We start from the raw sequence: 23,738 nt of genomic DNA, 5'->3' as shown, positions 1-23,738 counted from the left end.
AGCTTGGGAACTAGCGCATACGGGACGCTACGCGTCCGGCACTGCATTCCCACGCGGCGCGTGGGAACTAGGGTATCTCGCAGACACTTGTATATAACGATGAGCGCAGCGCGTAGGAACGAGGGTAAACAAATCATGACCGACACAACAACACAAGTCGAGCAACAGCAAGCTAATCGCACACAGCTGATTGCCAGACTCAGGAAAACCGATGCCCCGGCCGACGGCGTTATTAGTAAACGTAGCGGCGACCAACCGGCGCCCTTATCGTATTCGCAGGAGCGCTTGTGGATCATGTCGCAGCTGGAGCCGGACAACCCGATCTACAATGTCGCCGGTGCCGTGCAGTTCGACGGCTTGCTGAACACGCAAGCCTTGCAGCACAGTCTGGACGAGGTGGTCAGACGCCATGAAATCCTGCGCAGCCGTTTTACCTCAGAGGGCCAGCAGGTCGAACCGGGCGGCGGATTGCCGCTGACCCGCCTGAATCTCGCCGGCTTCAATCAGGATAGTGCGATGGCGCAGTTCCAACATTGCGCCGACGCTTTTATCCGTCGCCCGTTCCTGCTTGCCGAACAACCGCCGCTACGGGCGCTGCTGGCCGTATTGGGCGAGCGTCGGCATATCTTGCTGTTGACTTTGCATCACATCGTCTCGGACCGCTGGTCGGTCGGCGTGCTGATGCAGGAAGTCGCCGCATTGTACGGCGCATACAGCCAAGGCAAGCCGTCGGCCTTGCCGGAGCTGCCGATTCAATACGGCGATTATTGCGTCTGGCAACGCGGACAGCAGGAAAAATGGGCCAAGCATCTGGATTACTGGCGGCAAAAACTGACAGGCGCGTCGCCGTTGCTCGCGTTGCCGACCGACCGGCCGAGACCGCCGACGCCCAGCTACCGCGGCGACATGCACTATTTCGAACTTTCCGCCGAGCTGAGCCGCGCGCTGAAACAACTGGGCAAACAATACAAGGTCACGCTGTTCATGGTGATGGCCGCCGCGTTCAACGCGCTGCTGTACCGCTATACCGGCAGCAAGGATATTTGCATCGGTTATCCGGTGGCCGGGCGCAGCCAAAGCCAGACGGCGGCTTTGATAGGCTATTTTGTCAATACGCTGGTGCTGCGTTGCCAAGTCGAGGCCGAGCTGCCGTTTTCGGAGCTGCTGTTGCAACTGCGCGGACAGGCCTTGCAGGATCAGGATCATCAGGGGCTGTCCTTCGGCCAATTGCTGGAAGCGCTGAATCCGGTTCGCAATACCAGTCATGCGCCTTTGTTCCAGGTGATGCTGGCGGTGCAGAATGTGCCGATGGCGGATTTTCGGATGCAGGATGTCTCGGCCGTGCCGCTGACCATGAATAACCGGGTAGCCCAATTCGACCTGAGCCTGTTTGTCGATGAACGCGACGGCAAGCTGCTGGGGAGTTTCGAATACAGTACCGATTTATTCGACGCGGGGACTATCGCCAGAATGGCCGGGCATTTGCAAATACTGCTGGCAGGCGCGGTCGGCAACCCCGAACTGCTGGTGAGCCAATTGCCGCTGCTGCCTGAAGCGGAAACCAGGCAGTTGCTTGACGACTGGAGTGGCGTAGGGCGCGCCGCGCGCGCCTTGGCTTCGACAGCGCATTTTACAGAGGATGCCCTTTTGATTCAGCAGGCTCCCAAGGCGCGCGCGGCGCGCCCTACGGATGGTTTATTAATTCACCGGCTTTTTGAACAGCAGGCGCAACTGACGCCGGACAAAACGGCGCTGGTTTTTGCCGGTCAGCGCATCAGTTACGGCGAACTTAACAGCCGTGCGGCATTATGGGCCGAACGTTTGCTGGATTTGGGCATCGGTCCCGAATGCCGGGTTGGCGTCTGCGCCGAGCGTTCCGTAGAGTTGATTGTCGGCTTGCTGGCCGTGCTCAAAGCAGGGGCCGCTTACGTTCCGTTGGACCCGAGCTATCCCGAAGACCGGCTGGATTTTATGCTAAGCGATGCCGGTATCGAGTTGTTACTGACCCAAAGTGCATTAGTCGATAAGTTTAAGCATCGCGCCATCGAGATGCTTTGCCTGGATAACGATTCAGCCAAAGGCCAAGCGAAGCGCACGTTGTCCCGCTCGCTATCGCCGGACAATACCGCCTATATCATCTATACCTCGGGTTCCACCGGGCAGCCTAAAGGCGTCGCGGTCAGCCACGGAAATCTGTTGCACTCGACACTGGCCAGGACGAATTATTACCGCGAACCGCTGGGATGCTTTTTGCTGCTGTCCTCGTTTGCCTTCGACAGTTCGGTTGCCGGAATATTCTGGACGCTAAGCCAAGGCGGATGTTTGTGCCTGCCGCAACAGGAGGACTTGACCGATCCCGCCGTCTTGGCCGAATTGATCAAGCAACACCGGGTCACGCATCTGCTGGCCCTGCCTTCGTTTTATACGGCCATTATTAATGACGGAAATCTTCCAAAGTTAAATACCCTGCAAGAGGTTATCGTTGCAGGGGAGGCTTGTTCGGGCGACATCGCCGCAGAGCATCACCGCAAGCTGCCGGAGGTCCGGTTTTACAACGAATACGGCCCTACGGAAGGCACGGTTTGGAGCAGCGTTTATCGCAGCACAACAGATGACACCGGCGTCACGCTGCCGATAGGCCGGGCCATCGACAAGGTGCGGACTTATATTCTGGACCGGCAACGCCAGCCGGTACCGATAGGCGTCAGCGGCGAACTGTGCATTGGCGGCGCCGGTTTGGCGCAAGGCTATTTGAACCAGTCGGCGTTGACTGCGGAAAAGTTTATGCCCAACCCGTTTGCTGCGAACGGCGAGCGGCTTTACAAAACCGGCGACTTGGCGCGCTTTCGCGCCGACGGCGAGATTGAGTTTCTGGGCCGCATCGACAACCAGGTCAAGATTCGTGGCTATCGGATCGAGTTGGGCGAAATCGAAGAGCGCCTGCACCAGCATCCTGCCATTAAGGATGCCGTTGTTCTGGTTACAGAGGAAGTATCCGGCAATAAAAGGCTGGTTGCCTATCTGGTTGGGCGGCAATCCGCCGTGATGCCGGAAGCCTCCGTTTTACAGGCCTATCTTAAGCAAACGCTGCCGGATTATATGGTGCCGTCGAGCTATGTCGCTTTGGACGCATTGCCGCTAATGCCGAACGGCAAGCGGGATCGCCTGGCATTGCTAAACATCAAACAACCGGCTGCCCAAGCACGGGCATTTAAACCGGCGTCGAATTGGATCGAGGCCGATCTGGCGGATATTTGGCGGGAAGTATTGGGCCTTGAAGCAATCGGCGTCGATGCTGATTTTTTCGAACAAGGCGGACATTCGTTGGCGGCGATTCAAGTCAAGTCGCGTATTCAATGCGTTTTCAATATGGATGTTCCGGCGAAGATGCTGTTCGAATCGCCGACCATCGAATTGCAGGCTGCCGAGATAGCCCGGCTGCAAATTCAACAGCACGATGACCGTTCTTTGGACGAGTTGATAAAAGAACTCGAACAGCTTTCGGATGAAGAAGTCAGTCATTTTCTGGTTGGCAAGTGATAGTTGCCCATTCAAAAATTTTAAACGTTACGGTCGGGGCGAATGCCCAGACCGGCATCTGGAGCCATGCAGCTCAGACATCGCAACAAACGTTAGGGACGGGGTTGCAACCCCCGTCCCGCCAGAGTATTTCACGAGACTAACCTTGATAATCAGGATTTTTTAAACATGCCCAGCCCTACCGCACGAATCGCCGATCTGTCTAAAGACAAACAAGCCCTGCTGTTGAAACGCATTAAGGAAAGATCGGTTTCCGTCAACCAGTCCATTGCTAAGCGAGCGGATGTTGCGCCGTGCCCGTTATCGTTCGCGCAGGAAAGGCTATGGTTTTTGGCGCAAATGGAACCCGATAACCCGTTTTACAACATGGCCGGGGCGGTGCAGGTACAAGGCAACCTGAACGTACCGGTATTGGAACAAGCGCTGAACGAAGTCGTCCGCCGCCACGAAGCGTTAAGAACCACGTTTCGGATCATCGAAGACGAAGCCCGGCAAGTCATCGACGACTCGGCCGCAATAACCGTTGACGCTATCGATTTAACGGCGCTGAACGCAGTTCAACAGGAAGACATCCTCAAAATCCTTGAAGCGCAGGAAGCGCACCGCGTTTTCGATCTTGAGCAAACGCCGCTGTTAAGGGCGGTCATGGTTAAGCTGGATGACGAGCGCTATGTATTGCTGATGACCTTGCATCATATCGTTTCGGATGAATGGTCGCTAAGGCTGCTTATCAAGGAAGTGGGCACTTATTACCAAGCCTTCAAAAACGGCAATCCGTCATTAGAACCTGAGTTGCCGATTCAATATGCCGATTTTGCCGTTTGGCAACGCGGCGAGCTGTATGACAAGCAAATCGCTTTTTGGAAACAATACCTGGAGGCCGCGCCTACAGCGCTGGAGTTGCCGACTGACCGGCCCAGGCCATCGGGCATGTCGTATCGCGGCGCAAACCATGAGTTCGAGCTGAGTCCTGAAACCTCGGCCGCGCTGATCCGCTTAAGCCGTCAGGCCGACACGACGTTATTCGTGGTGATGATGGCCGCATTCAATGTCTTGTTGTCGCGTTGTTCCGGGCAAGACGATGTCTGTGTCGGCTACCCGATCGCAAACCGCAACCGGCGGGACATCGAAAACCTGATCGGCTTTTTCGTCAATACCCAGGTGTTGAGAACCGATTTATCCGGCAATCCGACCTTTATCGAACTGCTGAACCGGGTCAGGAAAAATACTCTCGACGCACAAAACAACCAGGACCTGCCGTTCGAGCGCTTGATCGAAGCATTGAAACTGGAACGGGAGCTAAACCGGACACCGTTGTTCCAGGCGATGCTGGTTTACCAGAACGCGCCGATGGATGCGCTAAGCATCTCGGAACTGCATTTTAAGTTGGCCGATGCCAACATGAAGGCCGCCAAGTTTGATTTGACCTTGAATGTATCGAAGTCGGAAGACGCCTTGCGTTGCGGTTTTAATTACAGCACCGATTTATTCGACGCAGCAACTATTGTTCGAATGGGAAACCACTTGCAGCAGTTGCTGGAAAGCATCGTCAACTGCCCGGATGTCCCCATTTCCGAGCTGCCGCTGCTGACTTTGGCTGAAACACGTCAGATTCTGTTCGACTGGAATGCGACTGAAGTCGACTATCCGAAGGACAACTACATTCATCAACTGTTCGAAGCGCAGGCGGAAAAAACGCCGGATGCAGTTGCGGCGGTTTTTGAAGGGCAGACGCAAAGTTACGCGGAACTGAACGCCAGGGCTAACCAGTTAGCCCATTATCTACAGGGCAAAGGCGTCGGGCCGGATGTACTGGTCGGCATTTGCGTCGAGCGTTCGGTGGAAATGGTGGTCGGCTTGCTGGGGATTTTGAAAGCCGGGGGCGCTTATCTGCCGCTGGACCCGAGCTACCCGCAAGACCGGCTTGAGTTCATGCTGCGCGATGTCGCCCCGCCGATTGTTTTGACCCAGGCGGGATTGCTGGAAAGACACGGTTTCGGCTCGGCAAAAGTGCTGTGCCTGGATAGCGACTGGCCGAAACTTGCGCACGAAATGGCGACCAATCCCGGCGTAAAACTGAGGCCTGAAAATCTGGCCTACTGCATCTACACCTCCGGTTCCACCGGGCAACCGAAAGGCGCGGGCGTGCCGCACCAGGGCATACTCAACCGGCTGCAATGGATGCAGCAACAATACCGGCTGGATGACAGCGATTGCGTCTTGCAAAAGACCCCGTACAGTTTCGATGTTTCGGTCTGGGAATTCTTTTGGCCGTTGATGACCGGCGCGCAACTGGTCGTTGCCAAACCCGACGAGCACAAGGACAGTCTGGCGCTGATCGATACCGTTATGCGCGAGCAAGTCAGCACAATTCACTTCGTGCCGTCGATGCTGCAAGCCTTTATCGACACGCCGGGCGTGGAAAACTGCACCTCGCTAAAACGCGTGATCTGTAGCGGCGAAGCCTTGCCTGCCGACTTGGTGTCGCGCTTTCAGCAAAAATTACCGGCCGAACTGCACAACCTTTACGGCCCGACCGAAGCCTCGGTAGACGTCAGTTATTGGCCCTGTTTGCCGGGCATCGCAGAAACCGCGATTCCGATAGGCCGACCGATAGCCAATATTACACTCTACATTCTCGACCGACAGCTCAACCCGGTTCCGGTCGGCACGCCCGGCGAACTGCATATCGGCGGCATCGGCTTGGCGCGCGGCTATCTCAATCGCCCTGAGTTGACGGCGGAAAAATTCATTCCCAATCCTTATGATCAACAGGGCAGTCGGCTGTACAAAACCGGCGATTTGGTTCGTTACCGGCCGGACGGCAACATCGACTATTTGGGGCGAATCGATCACCAAGTCAAAATTCGCGGTTTCAGGATTGAGCTGGGCGAAATCGAAACCCGGCTGCTTGAGCACCCAGCTATTAAAGAAACGGCAGTCATTGCACGGGAAGACCAGCCGGGCGACAAGCGGCTGGTCGCTTATCTGGTTGCCGCCCATGAGGATTCGCCTGACAGCGAGCTATTGAAAGCTTGGCTCAGGGAAGCGTTGCCTGAATACATGGTTCCAAGCGTCTTTGTGACGCTGCAAAGCATGCCGCTCAGCGCCAACGGCAAGCTGGATCGCAAGCGTTTGCCGCAACCGGATAGGAGCGGCCTGTCGATGCCGCGCTATCAGCACGCGCAAACGCCGGTTGAAGGTATTTTGGCCGACATTTGGCGCGAGTTGCTGGCTGTTGATCGGGTCGGGCGGCACGATAATTTCTTCGAATTGGGCGGCGACTCGATTATGAGCATTCAGGTCGTAAGCCGCGCACGGCAGGCCGGTGTTGTCATTACCCCTAAACTGCTATTCCAGCACCAGACCGTCGCTGCCTTGGCGTTGGCGGCCGGGCAAAGTCGGCGCATTTCGGCCGAACAAGGGCCGGTGTTCGGCAAGGTGCCGTTGACGCCGATCCAGCAATGGTTTTTTGAGCAAAACCTGGGTAATCCTCAGCACTGGAATCAGGCGTTGTTTCTGGAAATCAATCCCGGCTTGACCGCGGATATTGTAGAGCGCGCCATCAAGCAGTTGTTGATTCACCATGACGCGTTGCGGATGCGCTTTAGCCGGGAAAGCGGCGAGTGGCAACAACACATGCTTAAGGCCGAAACGCAGGTGGTTTTCGAATGCATCGATTTATCCGGCGTCCCGGCGGAACGGCAAGCAACGCTGCTCGAATCGGCGGCATCGATTCAGCAAGCCCGGTTGCATTTAAGCGAGGGGCCTTTATTGCGCGCGGTGTGGTTCGATTTGGGCGAGGGCAAAGGCAGTCGGGTATTGATCGCGATTCACCATTTAGTCGTCGACGGCGTTTCGTGGCGGATTTTACTGGAAGATTTGGCGGCCGCCTGTCGGCAACTGATGTCGGGACAGACGCCGGAATTACCGGCAAAAACCACCTCCTTCAAACAGTGGTCGGAACAAATCGTTAAACAAGTAAGCTCCGGCGGTTTGCAGCTCGACAAAGCGTATTGGCTGGATGTCCGACGCAACCCGGTTTTAGTGTTACCGGTAGACCGGCCCGGAGGCGGCAACAAGGTTGCCATGGAAGAGGAAGTCACTATGATGTTGACCGACGCCGAAACGCGCGCCTTGTTACAGGATGTTCCAGGCGCTTATCGCACCCGAATAGATGAAGTGTTACTGACCGCGTTAACGCTGACATTGCGCGACTGGATGTACTGCGAATCGGTGTTGATCGATTTGGAAGGCCATGGCCGCGAGGACATAGTAGGCGAGCTGGATGTGTCCCGCACTGTGGGCTGGTTTACGACGGTTTATCCGGCGTTATTGAGCATTGCCGACCATGCTGCGTTGGGCGATGCGCTGAAATTGGTGAAGGAGCAATTACGCGCAATTCCGATCAACGGCATGAGCTACGGCTTATTACGCTACGTTGCGCAGGATGCGGAGTTTATAGCGCAGCAGCCTAAAGCGCAGATCATGTTCAACTATCTCGGCCAGCTGGATACGGTCATGGCGGTCGATGCGCCGTTCGTACCGAGCCGCGAAGCGACCGGCCTGAGCTGCGATCCGGCCGGTATCCGGACTCATGAGTTGGCAATCGTCGGCACTATTTCGGAGGGACGGATGCAGCTGAGCTGGCGATACAGCCGGGAGCGCTATCGTAAGGATACGATTGAAAGCCTGGCCGGTAATTATGTGCGGCAGCTTAAAGCGTTAATAGCGCATTGCGTATTGCCCGATTCCGGCGGTTATACGCCGTCGGATTTTCCGTTAGCCGCCTTAGCGCAACCCGGCCTGGATGCGATGGCCTTGAAGCCGCGCCGGATTGAGGATATTTACCCGTTGGCGCCGTTGCAATCCGGTCTGATGTTCCATAGTTTTTACGATCCCGAACCCAGCGTTTACTGCATTCAACTGGGTTGCCGCTTGCTCGGCGAGCTCAATGTTCCGGCCTTCAAACAAGCCTGGCAGCAGCTGGTTGACCATCACCCGGTTTTGCGTGCACGGTTTCAGCTTGAGCATCAGGATCAACCGTTACAAATCGTACACAAACAGGCGCAACTGCCGATTACCGAATACGACTGGCGCGCCGATTCAGCGCCGCAGCAAGCGCTGCGCTGGCGGCAGCTGTTGGCCGACGATCAGGCCAAGGGTTTCGATTTCACCCGAGCGCCGTTGATGCGTTTGGGCTTAGTGCAATGCTCGGATAAGGACTATTATTTTTTATGGAGTTATCACCATGTGTTGCTGGATGGCTGGAGCGGGCCGTTACTGTTAAAAGGCGTATTTGCCGCCTACGAGGCGTTACGGCGCGGGGATGCGGCCTTGTTACCGGCAGTGCGGCCTTATCGCGATTATATCGGCTGGTTGCAAAGTCAGTATATGGGGGCAGCCGAAGCTTACTGGCGAACGGCGCTGAGCGGCTTTACCGCCCCGACGCCGTTAATCATCGATAAATCGATCGATAACATCGCCCAACAACACGGCTATGCCAAACACAGCCTGACTTTATCGGCGGCGCACAGCCAGGCATTACAGAATTTCGTCAAACAGCGGCAACTAACCTTGAATACGCTGGTACAAGGCGCATGGGCGGTATTGCTCAGCCGTTACAGCGGCGACAACGATGTCGCCTTCGGCGTTACGGTGTCGGGAAGACCGGCTGATTTAATCGGCGTTGAAGACATGGTCGGGCTGTTCATCAATACCTTGCCGCTCCGCATCAAGATAGCGCCGGAGTGCACGGTGCTGGAGGGGTTGCAGGCAATCCTCGAACAAAACCAGGACATGCGCGCTTATGAATTTGCGCCGCTGACGCAAATTCAAGGCTGGTCCGAGGTGCCGCGCGGCACGGCGTTATTCGAAAGTTTGCTGGTTTTCGAGAACTACCCGATCGATCAGGCCTTGACCGAAAATTTAGCCGGTTTGGCTATCGACGCGGTGAGTGTTGTCGATCAAACCAATTATCCGTTGACCTTATCCGCTTATCCGGGAACAACCCTGCGCCTGGAAATAAGCTATGCCGCCGGTCGATTCGAAGCCGAAACGGTCAAACGGATGCTGCTGCATTTGCAAGGCCTGCTTGACGCTTTTGTCGAGCAACCGCAAACGCGTTTATCCGAATTGTCGTTGCTGAGCGTAGCGGAGCGGCAACAAATCCTGCTCGACTGGAATGCAACGGCAGTCGACTATCCGCAGGGCCGATTCATTCATCAGCTGTTCGAAGCGCAGGCGGAAAAAACTCCGGATGCTCTGGCAATAGTTTTTGAGGGACAAACGTTAAGTTACGCAGAACTTAACGCCAGAGCTAACCGGTTAGCCCATTATCTCCGAGGCAAAGGCGTCGGGCCGGATGTGTTGGTAGGCATTTGCGTTGAGCGTTCGCTGGAAATGGTGGTCGGTTTGCTGGGCATCCTTAAAGCCGGAGGCGCTTATGTGCCGCTCGACCCCGGCTATCCGCAAGACCGGCTGGACTTCATGCTGCATGATGTCGGCGCGCCGATAGTGCTTAGCCAGGAATCCTGCAAAGCAAAACTTGCGGCGAGTACTGCGGCCGTTCTGTGTCTGGATAGCGAATGGGACCTTGTCGCCGATGCCGACGATAAAAATCCCGACATCCTGCTGATGCCTGAAAACCTGGCCTACTGCATCTACACGTCCGGCTCCACCGGACAGCCGAAAGGCGCGGGCGTGCCGCACCAAGGCATACTCAACCGGCTGCAATGGATGCAGGACGCATACTCGCTAAACCCAACAGACCGGGTATTGCAAAAAACGCCGTACAGCTTCGACGTTTCGGTTTGGGAATTCTTCTGGCCGTTGATGACCGGCGCGCAGCTGATCGTTGCCGAACCGGACGCGCACCAGGACGCTTCGGCGCTGATCGATATTATCAACCGACGGCAAATCACCACGCTGCATTTCGTGCCGTCGATGCTGTACGCCTTTATCGGTACGCCGGGCGTTGAAACCTGCACCTCGCTAAAACGCGTGGTCTGTAGCGGCGAAGTTTTACCGGCCGATTTGGTTGCCCGTTTCCAGCAAAAATTACCGTGCGAACTGCACAATCTTTACGGGCCTACCGAAGCTTCGGTAGACGTCAGTTATTGGGCCTGTTTGCCAGGCTGCGTCGAAGCCGCGATTCCGATAGGCCGCCCGATAGCCAATATCTGTCTCTATATCCTCGACCGGCAGCTTAACCCGGTAGCGGTCGGCACGCCGGGCGAGCTGCATATCGGCGGCATCGGTTTGGGACGCGGCTACCTTAATCGCCCCGGGCTGACCGCGGAAAAATTCATCCCCAATCCCTACGGCTCAACCGGAAGCAGGCTGTACCAAACCGGCGATTGGGTGCGTTACCGGGCGGACGGCAATATCGATTACCTGGGCCGTATCGACCATCAAGTCAAAATTCGCGGTTTCAGGATTGAGTTGGGGGAAATAGAGGCGCAACTCGTCAACTGTCAGGGAGTGCGCGAAGCGATTGTTATCGCGCGTGAAGATAAACCGAACGACAAGCGGCTGGTGGCTTATTTGCTGACTCAAAACAACATCGAACTGTCGGCTGCGGAATTACGCAGCCAACTGGCCGGGGTTCTGGTCGATTACATGATACCCGGCGCTTTTGTTTGTCTGGCGGAATTCCCGTTGATGCCCAACGGCAAACTTAACCGCAAAGCCTTGCCCGCGCCGGGTATCGCTTCGGTCATCACCCGCCACTATGAAGCCCCGCAAGGCGATGTGGAAACGGCTATTGCCGCTATTTGGCAAGACCTGCTCGGCCTCGAACGCATCGGTCGACATGATCATTTTTTCGAATTGGGCGGACACTCGCTGATGGTCGTTACCTTGATCGAACGCCTGCGTCAGCAAGGACTGTCGGCGGATGTACGCACAGTATTTATCGCGCCCACCCTCGCGGCCATGGCGGCGGCTATCGACGCTAACCGGCATCGTTCCCGCGTTTTCGAAGTGCCGCCTAATTTGATACCTACGCATTTTGAACCGTCATTAACCAGTACAAATACCGAGGAGTTTCGGCTATGAATTTGCAAGCGGTGTTTGCTTACATGCAGGAAAAAAATATCATCCTGGCTGTGGATGATGGGGAATTAGTGGTTCGTGCAGCACAAGGTGTTATCGATTCGAAAGTCATGGCTTTATTAAAACAGCATAAGCATGAATTGCTGGTTGCGCTTGGTCAGAATCAAGGGCAGGATCAAGCCGCGCGGGTATCGGAAGACGCTGCGCAACCAGCGTTACCGGCTAAAATCACCCCGGATATGCTGCCCTTAGTCGATCTCACGCAAGAACAAATCGACCGGATTGTGCTCAGCGTTCCGCAGGGTGTCGCCAACATTCAGGATATTTACCCCTTGGCTCCTTTGCAAGAGGGTATTTTGTTTCATCACCTGCTTGAAACCCAAGGCGATACCTACTTATTACGCTCGGTTGTCGCTTTCGAAAAACGTAAGGGTCTGGACGATTTTCTGGCTGCATTGCAGACCGTGATTAACCGTCACGACATTTTGCGTAGCGCGGTGTACTGGCAATATCTGCCGCAACCGGTTCAAGTGGTGCATCGGCAAGCCCCGCTATGTATTGAAGAACTCGCGCTCACCGGCGACGATGACGCACTACAGCAGTTGCTCAGCCATACCGACCCGCACCACCGGCGTTTAGACTTGCAACAAGCACCTTTACTGGCGGCTTATATCGTCGCCGACCCGCATTCGGAAGAATGGCTGCTGGCGCTGCTGAGCCACCATATCGTCTGCGACCATATCAGCCTGGAACTGATCATCGCCGAGATTCAGATGTTGCTTCAAGGGCGGGGCGATAAGCTGCCCGCATCCTTACCCTATCGCGACTTTATTGCTCAAGCGCGTTCCGTCTCTCCCGCCGAACACGAGGCTTATTTTCGTAGGCAGCTTGGCGACATCAATGAGCCTACCGCCCCCTTCGAACGGCTCAACGTCCAGGGTAGCGGGGAGCCGGTCATCGAGGCTGGCTTAACGCTGAGCGATGACTTGGCGCAGCGCATTCGCGATAACGCGCGTCAGCAAGGCGTCACCGCCGCAGTCCTGTTTCATGCGGCATGGGCGCAGGTTTTGGCGCAGTGTACCGGCCGCGAAGATGTCGTTTTCGGCACGGTCTTGTCCGGCCGGCTGCAAGGCTCGGTAGGGGCGGATCGGGCTTTGGGCATGTTCATCAACACCTTGCCCGTACGCGTATCCCTGGCTGACGGCAGCGTAGCGCAAGTTGTCGGCGAGACCTACCGCTGTTTGAGCGAGTTGCTCATCCATGAACAAGCTTCGCTCGCTTTGGCTCAACGCTGTAGCGGGGTTGCGGCCTCCATGCCGCTGTTCACGACATTGCTTAATTACCGGCACAGTCGTAAAACAGACGGCCCGCTGGATTGGAACGGGATGCGTATTATCCGCAACGGTGAAGAACGCACCAATTATCCGGTTACCGTTTCGGTAGATGATTTTGGCCAAGGTTTTAGCTTGACGGCCCAATGTGTTCAGGGGATTGACCCCGAACGTATCGCCGCTTATCTCGGTACTGCAATAGAAGAACTGGTTAATGCGCTGGCTAAAAATCCCCAAGCATTGCTTGGAAGGCTCAATATTCTTCCCGGCGCAGAGCGTCGGCAATTACTGGTTGGCTGGAACGCTACAAGCGTCGATTACCCGCGAGATCAATGCATTCATCAGTTATTTGAACAACAGGTAGAAAAAACGCCGGATGCGCTTGCGGTTATTTTTGAAGATGCCGCGTTGACTTATCGGGAGCTGAACGTCAAAGCCAACCGGTTGGCGCATCATCTATTGGGACTCGGCATCCAGCCCGATGACCGGGTGGCTATTTGTGCGGAACGCAGTCTTGAGATGGTCGTGGGCTTGTTCGCCATTCTGAAAGCCGGAGCCGCGTATGTGCCGCTGGACCCCGATTACCCGTCCGAGCGCTTGGCGTATATGCTCGACAACTGCTCGCCTGCGGCATTGCTGACCCAAAGCAGCTTGGTGAATATCCTGCCGAACCTGTCCGTGCCGCTGGTCATGCTGGATGACGAATCAGCAATCGGGCGACAAGCCGAGTGCAATCCCGATCCTGTTGCGCTCGGCTTGACCTCAGGGCATTTGGCTTATGTGATCTATACCTCGGGTTCGACCGGACTGCCCAAGGGCGTGATGAACCAGCATGACGGCGTCGTCAACCGGCTGCTGTGGGCGCAAAGCGAATACCGGCTCGGCGCTGATGACCGGGTTCTGCAAAAGACGCCGTTTAGTTTCGACGTGTCGGTCTGGGAATTCTTTTTGCCGTTGCTGGTTGGTGCTCGGTTGGTCATGGCGCGTCCGAAAGGCCATCAAGATCCGCATTACCTGGCCGCATGCATCGAGTCGGCGGGCATCACGACGATGCACTTTGTGCCGTCGATGCTGCACGTTTTCTTGGATCAGGTCGGGGCAGGGCGATGCCGTAGCCTCAAGCGCGTGTTGTGCAGCGGCGAGGCCTTGTCTTATGCGCTGCAACAACGGTTTATGGCGCAATGGCCGGGCATTGAATTGCATAATCTGTACGGACCGACGGAAGCGGCGATAGATGTCACTTCCTGGCGTTGCAGTCCCGATTTGCATGCGGGCATTGTTCCCATCGGTCATCCAATCGCCAACATCCGTATTTACATCCTCGATGCCCGGCTGCAACCGGTGCCTTTAGGCGTGTCGGGCGAGATTTACATCGGCGGGGTCGGCGTTGCCCGCGGCTACCTCAATCGGCCTGCGCTGACCGAAGAGCGTTTTATCAGCGACCCTTTTAATGCGGATGCTAACGCGCGACTCTACAAAACCGGCGATTTAGGCCGTTGGCTGCCGGACGGTAATGTCGAGTACCTGGGCCGCAACGACTTCCAGGTCAAGATACGCGGTTTCCGCATCGAACTGGGTGAAATTGAAGCCTTGTTAGCCCTGTGTCCCGGCGTGCGCGAGGCGGTCGTTATCGCCCGTGAAGATAAGGCCGGAGACAAGCGGCTGGTTGCTTATCTGGTGGCGCAAGACGAGGGCAAATTGGCCGCAGCCGATCTTCGGGCCCGGCTGGCCGAGAGCTTGCCCGACTACATGCTGCCCGGCGCCTTTGTGATGTTGCCCGCCTTTCCTCTGACCGCCAACGGCAAGCTGGATCGGCAAGCGCTGCCGGTGCCGGATGGCGATGCACTGATCACACGTCCTTACGCAGCGCCTCAAGGTCCGGTCGAAACAGCGATTGCCCGCATCTGGCAAGCGCTGTTGGAGATTGAACAAGTAGGCCGAGATGATGACTTTTTTGAGCTGGGCGGTCATTCCCTGCTTGCCGTGCAACTGATTGCGCGGCTGCGGCAAGAGCTCAATGTCGAAGTGGCATTGCGCGAATTCTTCGCCCAACCGACACCGGCAGCTTTGGCCCGCGTTGTAAGCGATGCCGGTTTGGCGGTTTTGCCGCCGATTATACCGGTTGACCGCAGTCTGCCGCTGTCCTTGTCTTGGGCGCAGCAGCGCTTGTGGTTTGTCGACCAGCTCGATCATGCGGCGGCCGGGGCGGCTTACCACATCGCCGCCGGAGTGCGTTTGCAGGGCGGTTTAGATCGCGATGCATTGCGGGCGGCACTCGGCCGCATTGTTACGCGTCACGAAGGCTTGCGCACCTGCTTCGTCTGCATCGACGGTCAGCCGCTTCAAGTCATAATCCCTGAGAATGTCGGCTTTGCGTTGAACGAACGCGACCTGCGCGACCTATCCGAACACGAACAGTCGGCTACCGTTAATCGAATCAGCGCCGCTGAAGCCGGACGCCCGTTCGACTTGTCCCTGGGGCCCCTGATTCGGGGCGAGCTGTTGCAGCTGGCCGACGATGAATATATCTTGCTCCTTACCCAGCATCACATCATTTCCGATGGCTGGTCGATTGGTTTGTTGGTGCAGGAGCTCGGTGCCATTTACGCCGCTTTTAGCCAGGGTTTGCCGGATCCGCTGCCTGAACTGGCCGTCCAGTATGCCGACTATGCGGTCTGGCAGCGGCAATGGCTGCAAGGCGAAGCGCTGGCAACGCAAATCGATTTTTGGCGCGATCATCTGGCAGGAGCCCCGGAGCTGCTGGAGTTGCCTGCCGACCGTCCCAGACCGGCGCTGCAAAGCTATGCCGGTGGTCGTATCGACCTTGAAATCCCGGCCGAACTCACTGCGGGGCTGCGGCAATTAAGCCGACGCCACGGCGCCACCTTGTTCATGACCCTGCTTTGCGGCTGGTCGGCGCTGATGGCGCGGCTTAGCGGGCAACGGGATGTGGTGATAGGCACGCCGGTTGCTAACCGGCAACATACCGAGATCGAAGCGCTGATCGGCTTTTTCGTCAATACCTTGGCGTTGCGTGTTGTTCTGGATGACGATCCCAGCGTGGCGCAACTGCTCGATCAGGTTAAAGCGACGACCTTGAGCGCCTACGCCCATCAGGATCTGCCTTTCGAGCAAGTGGTGGAAGCGGTCAAACCGCCGCGCAGCATGAGCCACAGCCCGGTCTTTCAGGTCATGCTGGCCCTGAACAACACACCGAAAGGCGATGCGCTGACGCTGCCGGGGCTTTGTTTATCTCCGGTAACCCGGCCAAGTACTACCACGCAGTTCGATCTTACCTTGTCGTTAACGGAAGTGGATGACGTGATCGTGGGTAGCCTTGACTATGCGAGCGACTTGTTTGATGCGGCTACCGTGGAACGATGGGCCGGGCATTTGCAAGTGTTGTTGAACGGCATGGTCGCCGACGATCATCACTGCGTCAGTCGGCTGCCGATACTCACGCAGGCGGAAATCGGCCATATCATCGTCGACTGGAACGATACCGAAGCCGATTACACTCAAGACAGCGGCATCCATCAATTATTTGAACAACAAGCTCAGAAAACGCCCGATGCCGTTGCTGTCGCGTTCGAGGGCCGGTCTTTAACTTATGCCGAAGTCAACGCCCAGTCTAACCGGCTGGCGCATTACCTGCGGGAAAAAGGAGCCGGACCGGCCGTATTGATAGGGCTTTGCGTGGACCGTTCGCCGGAAATGATTATCGGCTTGCTGGGCATATTGAAGGCCGGTAGCGCCTATGTGCCGCTGGACCCCGATTATCCGGAAGAGCGTATTGCTTATATGATCAATGATGCCGGAATGCCGTTACTGCTTACCCGGCAGCGCTTGCTGGAAAAATTGACCGCATGCCCGGCCGATCTGATTTGCCTGGATCGCGATTGGCCGGAGATCGAGCGGTTTGATGCTGAAAATCCTGTTAGCCGCAACCATCCGCTGGATGCGGCTTATATCATTTATACCTCAGGCTCTACCGGTCAACCCAAAGCCGTTGTGGTTTCGCACCGCAATGCCGTGCATTCGACCAGCGCCCGGTTTTCCAATTATCGGGAACCGGTCCGGGCTTTTTTGCTGCTGTCTTCTTTTGCTTTCGACAGCTCGGTTGCCGGAATATTTTGGACCTTGGGGCAGGGCGGCTGCTTATGTTTGCCGACGCATGACGATGCGAGAGACCCGGCCGCGTTGGTCAAGTTAGTCGAGCGGCACAAGGTTTCGCATTTACTGGCGCTGCCTACCCTGTATGCGGTATTGCTGAAGCAGGCTGTCCTGCAACTGCAATCGCTTAATACCGTTATCGTGGCCGGCGAAGCCTGCCCGAACGAAGTCGTCAAACAGCATTTCGCCGCAATGCCGGATGTACGTTTATACAACGAATACGGCCCCACCGAGGGTACGGTCTGGAGCAGCGTTTATCTTGCCGGTATTGAAGATATAGACCGGGTTTTACCGATAGGCAGGCCTATCGATAATGTCCGGCTTTACCTGCTGGACCCTGCGTTGCTTCCGGTACCTGTCGGCGTTCCGGGCGAGCTGTACATCGGCGGCGAGGGCGTGGTCAGGGGGTATTTACGGCGACCTGATTGGACTGCCGAAAAATTTGTGCCCGATCCGTTCGGGAACAATGGCGGCCGCTTATACAAAACCGGCGACCTTGCGCGGTATCGTGCCGACGGCAACATCGAGTTTCTGGGCCGCATCGACCACCAAGTCAAAATCAGGGGCTTCAGGATCGAATTGGGCGAAGTCGAAGCACGGCTTTTGCAGCACGTCGATGTGCATGAAGCCGTTGCACTGGCTCGCGAAGACAACTCGGGAAACAGGCAGTTAATCGCCTATCTAGTCGGCAATCCCGGCAGTTCGCCGGAGCCGGATGCCTTGCGCGACCATCTCAAGGCAACGTTGCCGGATTATATGTTGCCGAATGCGTTCGTTTTTCTTGACCGGATGCCGCTAAGCGCGAACGGCAAGCTGGATCGCAAGGCGTTGCCCGCGCCCGATTTTTGCGGGCAATTGCAAAAGCAATATGTCGCACCGCGCACGGAAACCGAGCAAATTCTGGCTGACATTTGGGCCGAAGTGCTGGATTTGGAACGCGTCGGCGTAAAAGATAATTTTTTCGAGTTAGGCGGACACTCGTTACTGGCGACGCAGCTGGTTTCCAGATTGTGTCAGAAATTTAATATTGAACTGCCGCTCAAGGCAATCTTTGAAGACGGCACCATCGAAAAAATAGCCCAAAAAATCGACCTGACGGTATGGACTAAAAACAATGAAGCCGTGTTGTCGGCAGACGATGAAGTCGATTATGAGGAAATAGAATTATGATGTTAACTGAATTGCTGGCTACGTTACGCGATTTGAATGTCCATCTTTATGCCGAAGGCGATGCTTTAAAATGCAAAGCCCCTAAAAACGCATTATCCGATAACGTTAAAGCTCAACTCAAAGCCCAAAAAAAGGAGTTGATAGAACTGCTTTCGCTGGCTGGAAAGCATTGTCATACGCCGATAATCCCGGTGTTGCGCACTCAGCCTATTCCCCTTTCTTATGCGCAGCAACGCTTGTGGTTTCTGGATCAGTTGGAACCGGGCAATGCTTTTTACAATATACCGGTTGCAGTGCGTTTAAGCGGCGAGTTGAATGATGCGGCTTTGGAGCAAAGTCTTAACGAAATCGTGCGTCGGCACGAAAATTTACGGACGACTTTTATCACCGCAAATGGACAAGCGGAACAAACGATTGCCGCCCGGCTTTTTGTTCCGGTGGCGCGCACGGATTTAACCGCTTTAGCCGAACCCTCGCGTCAAACAGCATTAGTGGATTTATGTCATCGGGAAGCTTCACGCCCGTTTGAATTATCAACCGGGCCTTTGATACGGGTGAGCCTGCTTACGTTAGCCAATGAAGCGGATAAACAGGAATGCGTCCTGTTGGTCATCTTGCATCACATTATTTCCGACGGTTGGTCGTCATCGCTACTGATTCGTGAATTCGGTTCGATTTACGAAGCCTTCAGTCAGGGCAACGCATCGCCATTAAAGGATCCGGCGATTCAATATGCCGATTTTGTTTATTGGCAACGCCAGTGGTTAGTCGGCGACGTTTTGCAACGGCAGACGAATTACTGGCGCAAGCAACTGGAGGGCGCGCCGAAACTGCATGAGTTACCGACCGACCGTATCAGGCCGGGCATAATGAGTTATTGCGGCGCCAATTATCGGTTTACGGTGCCGCTTGCGCTATCCGAAAAACTCCATCTTTTAAGCAGAAGCCATGATGTCACTTTGTTCATGACCTTGCTGGCCTCGTTTAAGGTCTTGTTGTTCCGTTACAGCCATCAACAGGATTTGTCGGTCGGCACACCGATTGCCAATCGTAATCGCCTGGAAATCGAAGACTTGATCGGCTTTTTTGTGAATACCCTGGTGTTACGTTCCGACTTGTCGGGCGATCCGCAATTTAATGTTTTACTCGACCAAATCAGGCAAACAGTCCTGGATGCCCAGAGCCATCAGGACTTGCCTTTTGAGCAAGTGGTCGAGGCCTTGCAGCCTGAACGGAATATGAGTTTCAACCCTTTATTTCAGGTGTTGTTCGTGTTGCAGAATACGCCGCAAAGTGCGTTGAAGCTATCGGGCTTGCAAATCAATTCAATGGATGATGAAAACACCACCACCAAGTTCGATCTAACGCTTTTTATGACTGAAAGAGCAGGGGCACTGGAGTGTACCTTTGAATATAACGTTGATTTATTCGATCACAGTACGATCAGCCGATTAGCCGAACACTATTTGGTTTTATTGCAAGGTATCGTAAACCGGCCGAAAGCGCGTCTGTCTGAACTGCCGTTGTTGACGCAAAAAGAACAGCAACACATCCTGATTGACTGGAACGACACGGCGGTCAATTACCCGCAGACTAAATACATTCCCCAACTTTTTGAAGACCGGGCGGCGCAAATGCCGAATGCGGCTGCGGTAGTCTTTGACGATCGGTCGCTAAGCTATTGCGAACTTAACGCCAGAGCCAATCAGTTAGCGCATTATTTGCGGACTAAAGGTGTTGGACCGGATGTTTTGGTGGGGCTTTGTGTTGAGCGCTCATTGGAAATGATCGTTGGTCTGATGGGCATTCTCAAGGCGGGCGGGGCTTATGTGCCGTTGGACCCAGGCTATCCTCAGGATCGGCTCGATTTTATGATAGCCGACGTCAATGCGCCGGTAGTTCTGACTCAAGCGGGTTTGCTCAATAAACTCGCTGTCTGTTCGACCAGGATTCTCTGCCTGGATACGCAATGGCATGAAGTCGCAGTTGAACCGGCAACAAACCCTGTTGTAGCGATCATGCCGGAGAATCTGGCTTATTGTATTTATACCTCGGGTTCGACGGGCCAGCCGAAAGGCGTAGGCGTACCGCATCAAGGCATTTTGAACCGTTTGCAGTGGATGCAGGAACAGTATGGCTTGAATGAAATGGACCGGGTTCTACAAAAAACGCCGTTCAGTTTCGATGTCTCGGTCTGGGAGTTTTTCTGGCCGTTAATGACAGGGGCTTGTCTGTTCGTAGCCGGACCGGAGCAGCACAAGGACAGCATCGCGATGATCAACATGATTGTTGAGCACCAGATCAGCACCCTTCATTTTGTGCCGTCGATGCTGCAAGCGTTTGTCGACACACCCGGCGTAGAGCGCTGTACATCATTAAAACGGGTCATCTGTAGCGGGGAAGCGCTACCGGCGGATGTCGTCCGGCGGTTTTATGAAAAATCGGCCGCGCAACTCCATAATCTTTACGGACCGACCGAAGCGTCCGTGGATGTGACAGCGTGGTTCTGTATGCCGGATAAAACGGATGATTCGATACCTATCGGACGGCCTATCGCCAATATCTCGCTTTATATCTTGGACAGGCAATTAAACCCGGTTCCGGTTGGCGCGCTGGGGGAACTGCATATCGGCGGGATCGGCTTAGCTCGCGGTTATCTTAATCGGCCCGATTTGACGGCGGAAAAATTCATTCCGAATCCGTTTGGCGCACCGGGAAGCCGCTTATACAAAACCGGCGACCTGACCCGTTATCTGAGCAACGGCGACATAGAGTATGCAGGCCGTATCGATCATCAAGTTAAAATTCGGGGGGTCAGGATCGAGTTGGGCGAAATCGAGTCGTTGCTGATGCAAAGCCCGGAAGTGAAAGAAGTCGTCGTTTTGGCGCGAGAGGACATTCCCGGCGATAAACGCTTAGTGACTTATGTCGTACCTGACCGGATAAATCAAAATCCGGATGTCGAAGGATTCCGGAGCAATCTATCGGGAGAGCAGGTCAGTCAATGGCAAATGCTATGGGAGCTGACTTACGATAAGGAAACCGTGCTGGAGGCAGGGTCCAATTTTGCCGGCTGGAATAGCAGTTACACGGGCTTGTCGATACCGGAAGATGAAATGTATGAATGGCTGGATAATACCGTCAAGCGGATCAACCGTTATCAGCCGCATAGCGTTTTAGAAATCGGCTGCGGGGGAGGGCTGTTATTATTTCGTGTCGCGCCTTATTGCGACCGGTATGTCTGCACCGATTTCTCTCTGGGGGCTTTAAGTTATATACAATCCCAGCTGGATAGTTTCGGGCAAGACATGTCCCATGTCCGAACGCTAAATCAACCGGCCAATGATTTTACGGCGATTGCCGAAAAATCATTCGATACGGTGGTTATTAATTCTGTGGTGCAGTATTTTCCTACCGCCGACTATCTGACCGAGGTGTTGAAAGGCGCCATACGCTCGATAATACCGGGCGGTCGGCTGTTTATAGGCGATGTCCGTAATCTGGCCTTGCTTTACCCGTTTTATGTTGCCGTTGAATTACAACAGGCACCGGCTTCAATGGCTATTACGAAACTGAAACAGCGTATCTACGGATACCAAGCTAAAGAGGAAGAGCTTGTTATCGATCCTCATTTTTTCTTGATGCTTAAAGCGCAGATTCCGGAAATAAGTTTCGTGGAAATACTGCCGAAACGGGGCCGCTTCCGGAATGAGATGTCGCAGTTTCGTTACGATGTTGTGTTGCACATCGATACGCAAACCGACGACCTGGGAGATTTAAACTGGATAGACTGGAAAGTGGAAAAATTAACGCTGTTAGATCTGCGCCAAATACTAACGGAGCGGATGCCGGAAATTTTAGCCATAAAAAACATCCCGAATGCGCGTGTAATGCATGAGGTTTATGCTTTTGAATTACTTGACGGCATGAAATCTCCCCAGACCGTTAAGGACTTGCAAAAAAGCCTGGTTGCTTGTCAGTCGACAGGCGTGGATCCTGAAGATTTATGGGATTTGAGCCTGGAGCTTCCTTATATCATTGAAATCAGTTGGGCAAATGGCTCAGGAAACGGCAGTTTCGATCTGGTATGTCTTCGTAATTATTCGTCAACAACACAACCCTTGAAATGGAGCATCAATGAAAGCGACGATTACAAGCGCAGGGATGTCTATGCGAATAATCCCCTTCAAGGAAGAATGCATCAAGATATAAAGGCTAGATTGCAGGGGCTGCTGCAAGAAAAACTGCCCAGCTATATGGTTCCGTCGCATTTTGCCTTCTTGGACGCTTTGCCGTTAACCGCCAGCGGTAAGGTTGACCGAAAAGCCTTGCCTGCGCTTGATTTAAGCGTGCAGCTGCAAAAACAATATGTCGCCCCGCGCACCCAAACAGAAGAAATTTTGACCGGTATATGGGCTGAGATATTGAATGTTAATCGAATCGGCGTTCACGATAATTTTTTTGAATTAGGCGGGAATTCCTTATTGGCGGTGACATTGGCTCACACCATTCAGTCGGTACTCGGCGGCAACCTGGATTTGATCGCTTTGTTCCAGGCTCCGACCATTGAGGAATTCGCTAAGTTATTGGCCGATGAGACCACCGCCGTCTCATCGCCGCTGGTCACGCTGAAAAGCGCCGGGACGCGCGCGCCGCTTTACTGCATCGATCCGGGCGGTTATGTTTTCGAATATAAAACCTTGGCCCAGGCAATGAGCCATGAACAACCGGTTTACGGCATAGATTCGCGCAGTTTATTACTTAATCCTACCCGGCAGTACGCGTCGTTTATTGATGCCGCCGAGTATTATGTTCAGGCCATCTTAAAACATCAGCCGGAAGGTCCGTATTATCTGCTGGGATGGTCGATGGGCGGCACTATCGCGCTGATTATTACGCAGATACTAGAGAGCCAGGGCCATGAGGTGGCCTTTGTCGGGCTCTTGGATACCCGGATTAATTCATTGGCTAAAGCAGACCTAAATTCAGACCTGCTAACGCGTTATACACGTTATCTCAATCCTGCCGAGCGTCATGCTTTCGATCAAATAGATGCCGCTACACGAGAGGAATTCCAGGATTTTCTTTTAACGCTCCCCGTTGATGAACAGTTGGAGCAGGTCATCTTATGGGCGACCAAGCAGGGTTGCCTTCATCGTAACTTGCCTGTTGCTTTGATGAAGCTGCAATTTATCGTTGCCGAAAACTCACTCAGGTTGATGAACGCGCATCAATGGGGCGTTATCAAAGCGCCGCTCTATGCATGGTGGGCGAGCGATACCTTAAAAAGGCATGAGCAGATACCTGAAGATTGGCGTTTATATACTACCGGCACCGTTGTTAACGAGGAAATTGAAGGCAACCATATGGATATTATCAAGAATCGGCAACTGCATAGCAGTCTTGCCGAAATATTGAAAAATAGTTAGGCATCATCATGAACTAACAGGACAAGGCAGGGTAGTGCGA

Annotated in this window: 4 protein-coding genes; all 4 read left to right on the top strand. The window is 54.6% G+C overall.

What is annotated here, in order from left to right:
• Nucleotides 1–135 precede the first annotated feature (135 nt).
• The 4 genes from METTU_RS13405 (at nucleotide 136) to METTU_RS13390 (ending at nucleotide 23,698) form a co-directional block, all read left to right on the top strand.
• Nucleotides 136–3,540, top strand: coding sequence for a non-ribosomal peptide synthetase (locus METTU_RS13405; protein ID WP_006892246.1), 3,405 nt, complete (start codon nucleotides 136–138; stop codon nucleotides 3,538–3,540).
• A 168-nt stretch (nucleotides 3,541–3,708) separates the two neighbouring features.
• Nucleotides 3,709–11,598 carry a non-ribosomal peptide synthetase gene (locus METTU_RS13400; protein WP_006892245.1) on the top strand — a complete coding sequence of 2,630 codons (7,890 nt, stop codon included), beginning with the start codon at nucleotides 3,709–3,711 and terminating at the stop codon, nucleotides 11,596–11,598.
• Nucleotides 11,595–18,269 carry a non-ribosomal peptide synthetase gene (locus METTU_RS13395; RefSeq protein ID WP_006892244.1) on the top strand — a complete coding sequence of 2,225 codons (6,675 nt, stop codon included), beginning with the start codon at nucleotides 11,595–11,597 and terminating at the stop codon, nucleotides 18,267–18,269. Before METTU_RS13400 ends, METTU_RS13395 begins: the two co-directional genes overlap by 4 nt.
• On the top strand, nucleotides 18,266–23,698 hold the full coding sequence (locus METTU_RS13390; RefSeq protein WP_006892242.1) for a non-ribosomal peptide synthetase: 5,433 nt from the start codon (nucleotides 18,266–18,268) through the stop codon (nucleotides 23,696–23,698). The genes METTU_RS13395 and METTU_RS13390 overlap by 4 nt, the downstream gene beginning before the upstream one ends.
• Nucleotides 23,699–23,738 lie beyond the last annotated feature (40 nt).

Source organism: Methylobacter tundripaludum SV96, from assembly GCF_000190755.2.
GTDB lineage: Bacteria > Pseudomonadota > Gammaproteobacteria > Methylococcales > Methylomonadaceae > Methylobacter_A > Methylobacter_A tundripaludum.
Note: the sequence above shows the minus strand (reverse complement) of the source record. Positions and strands in the feature narration are given on the sequence as shown.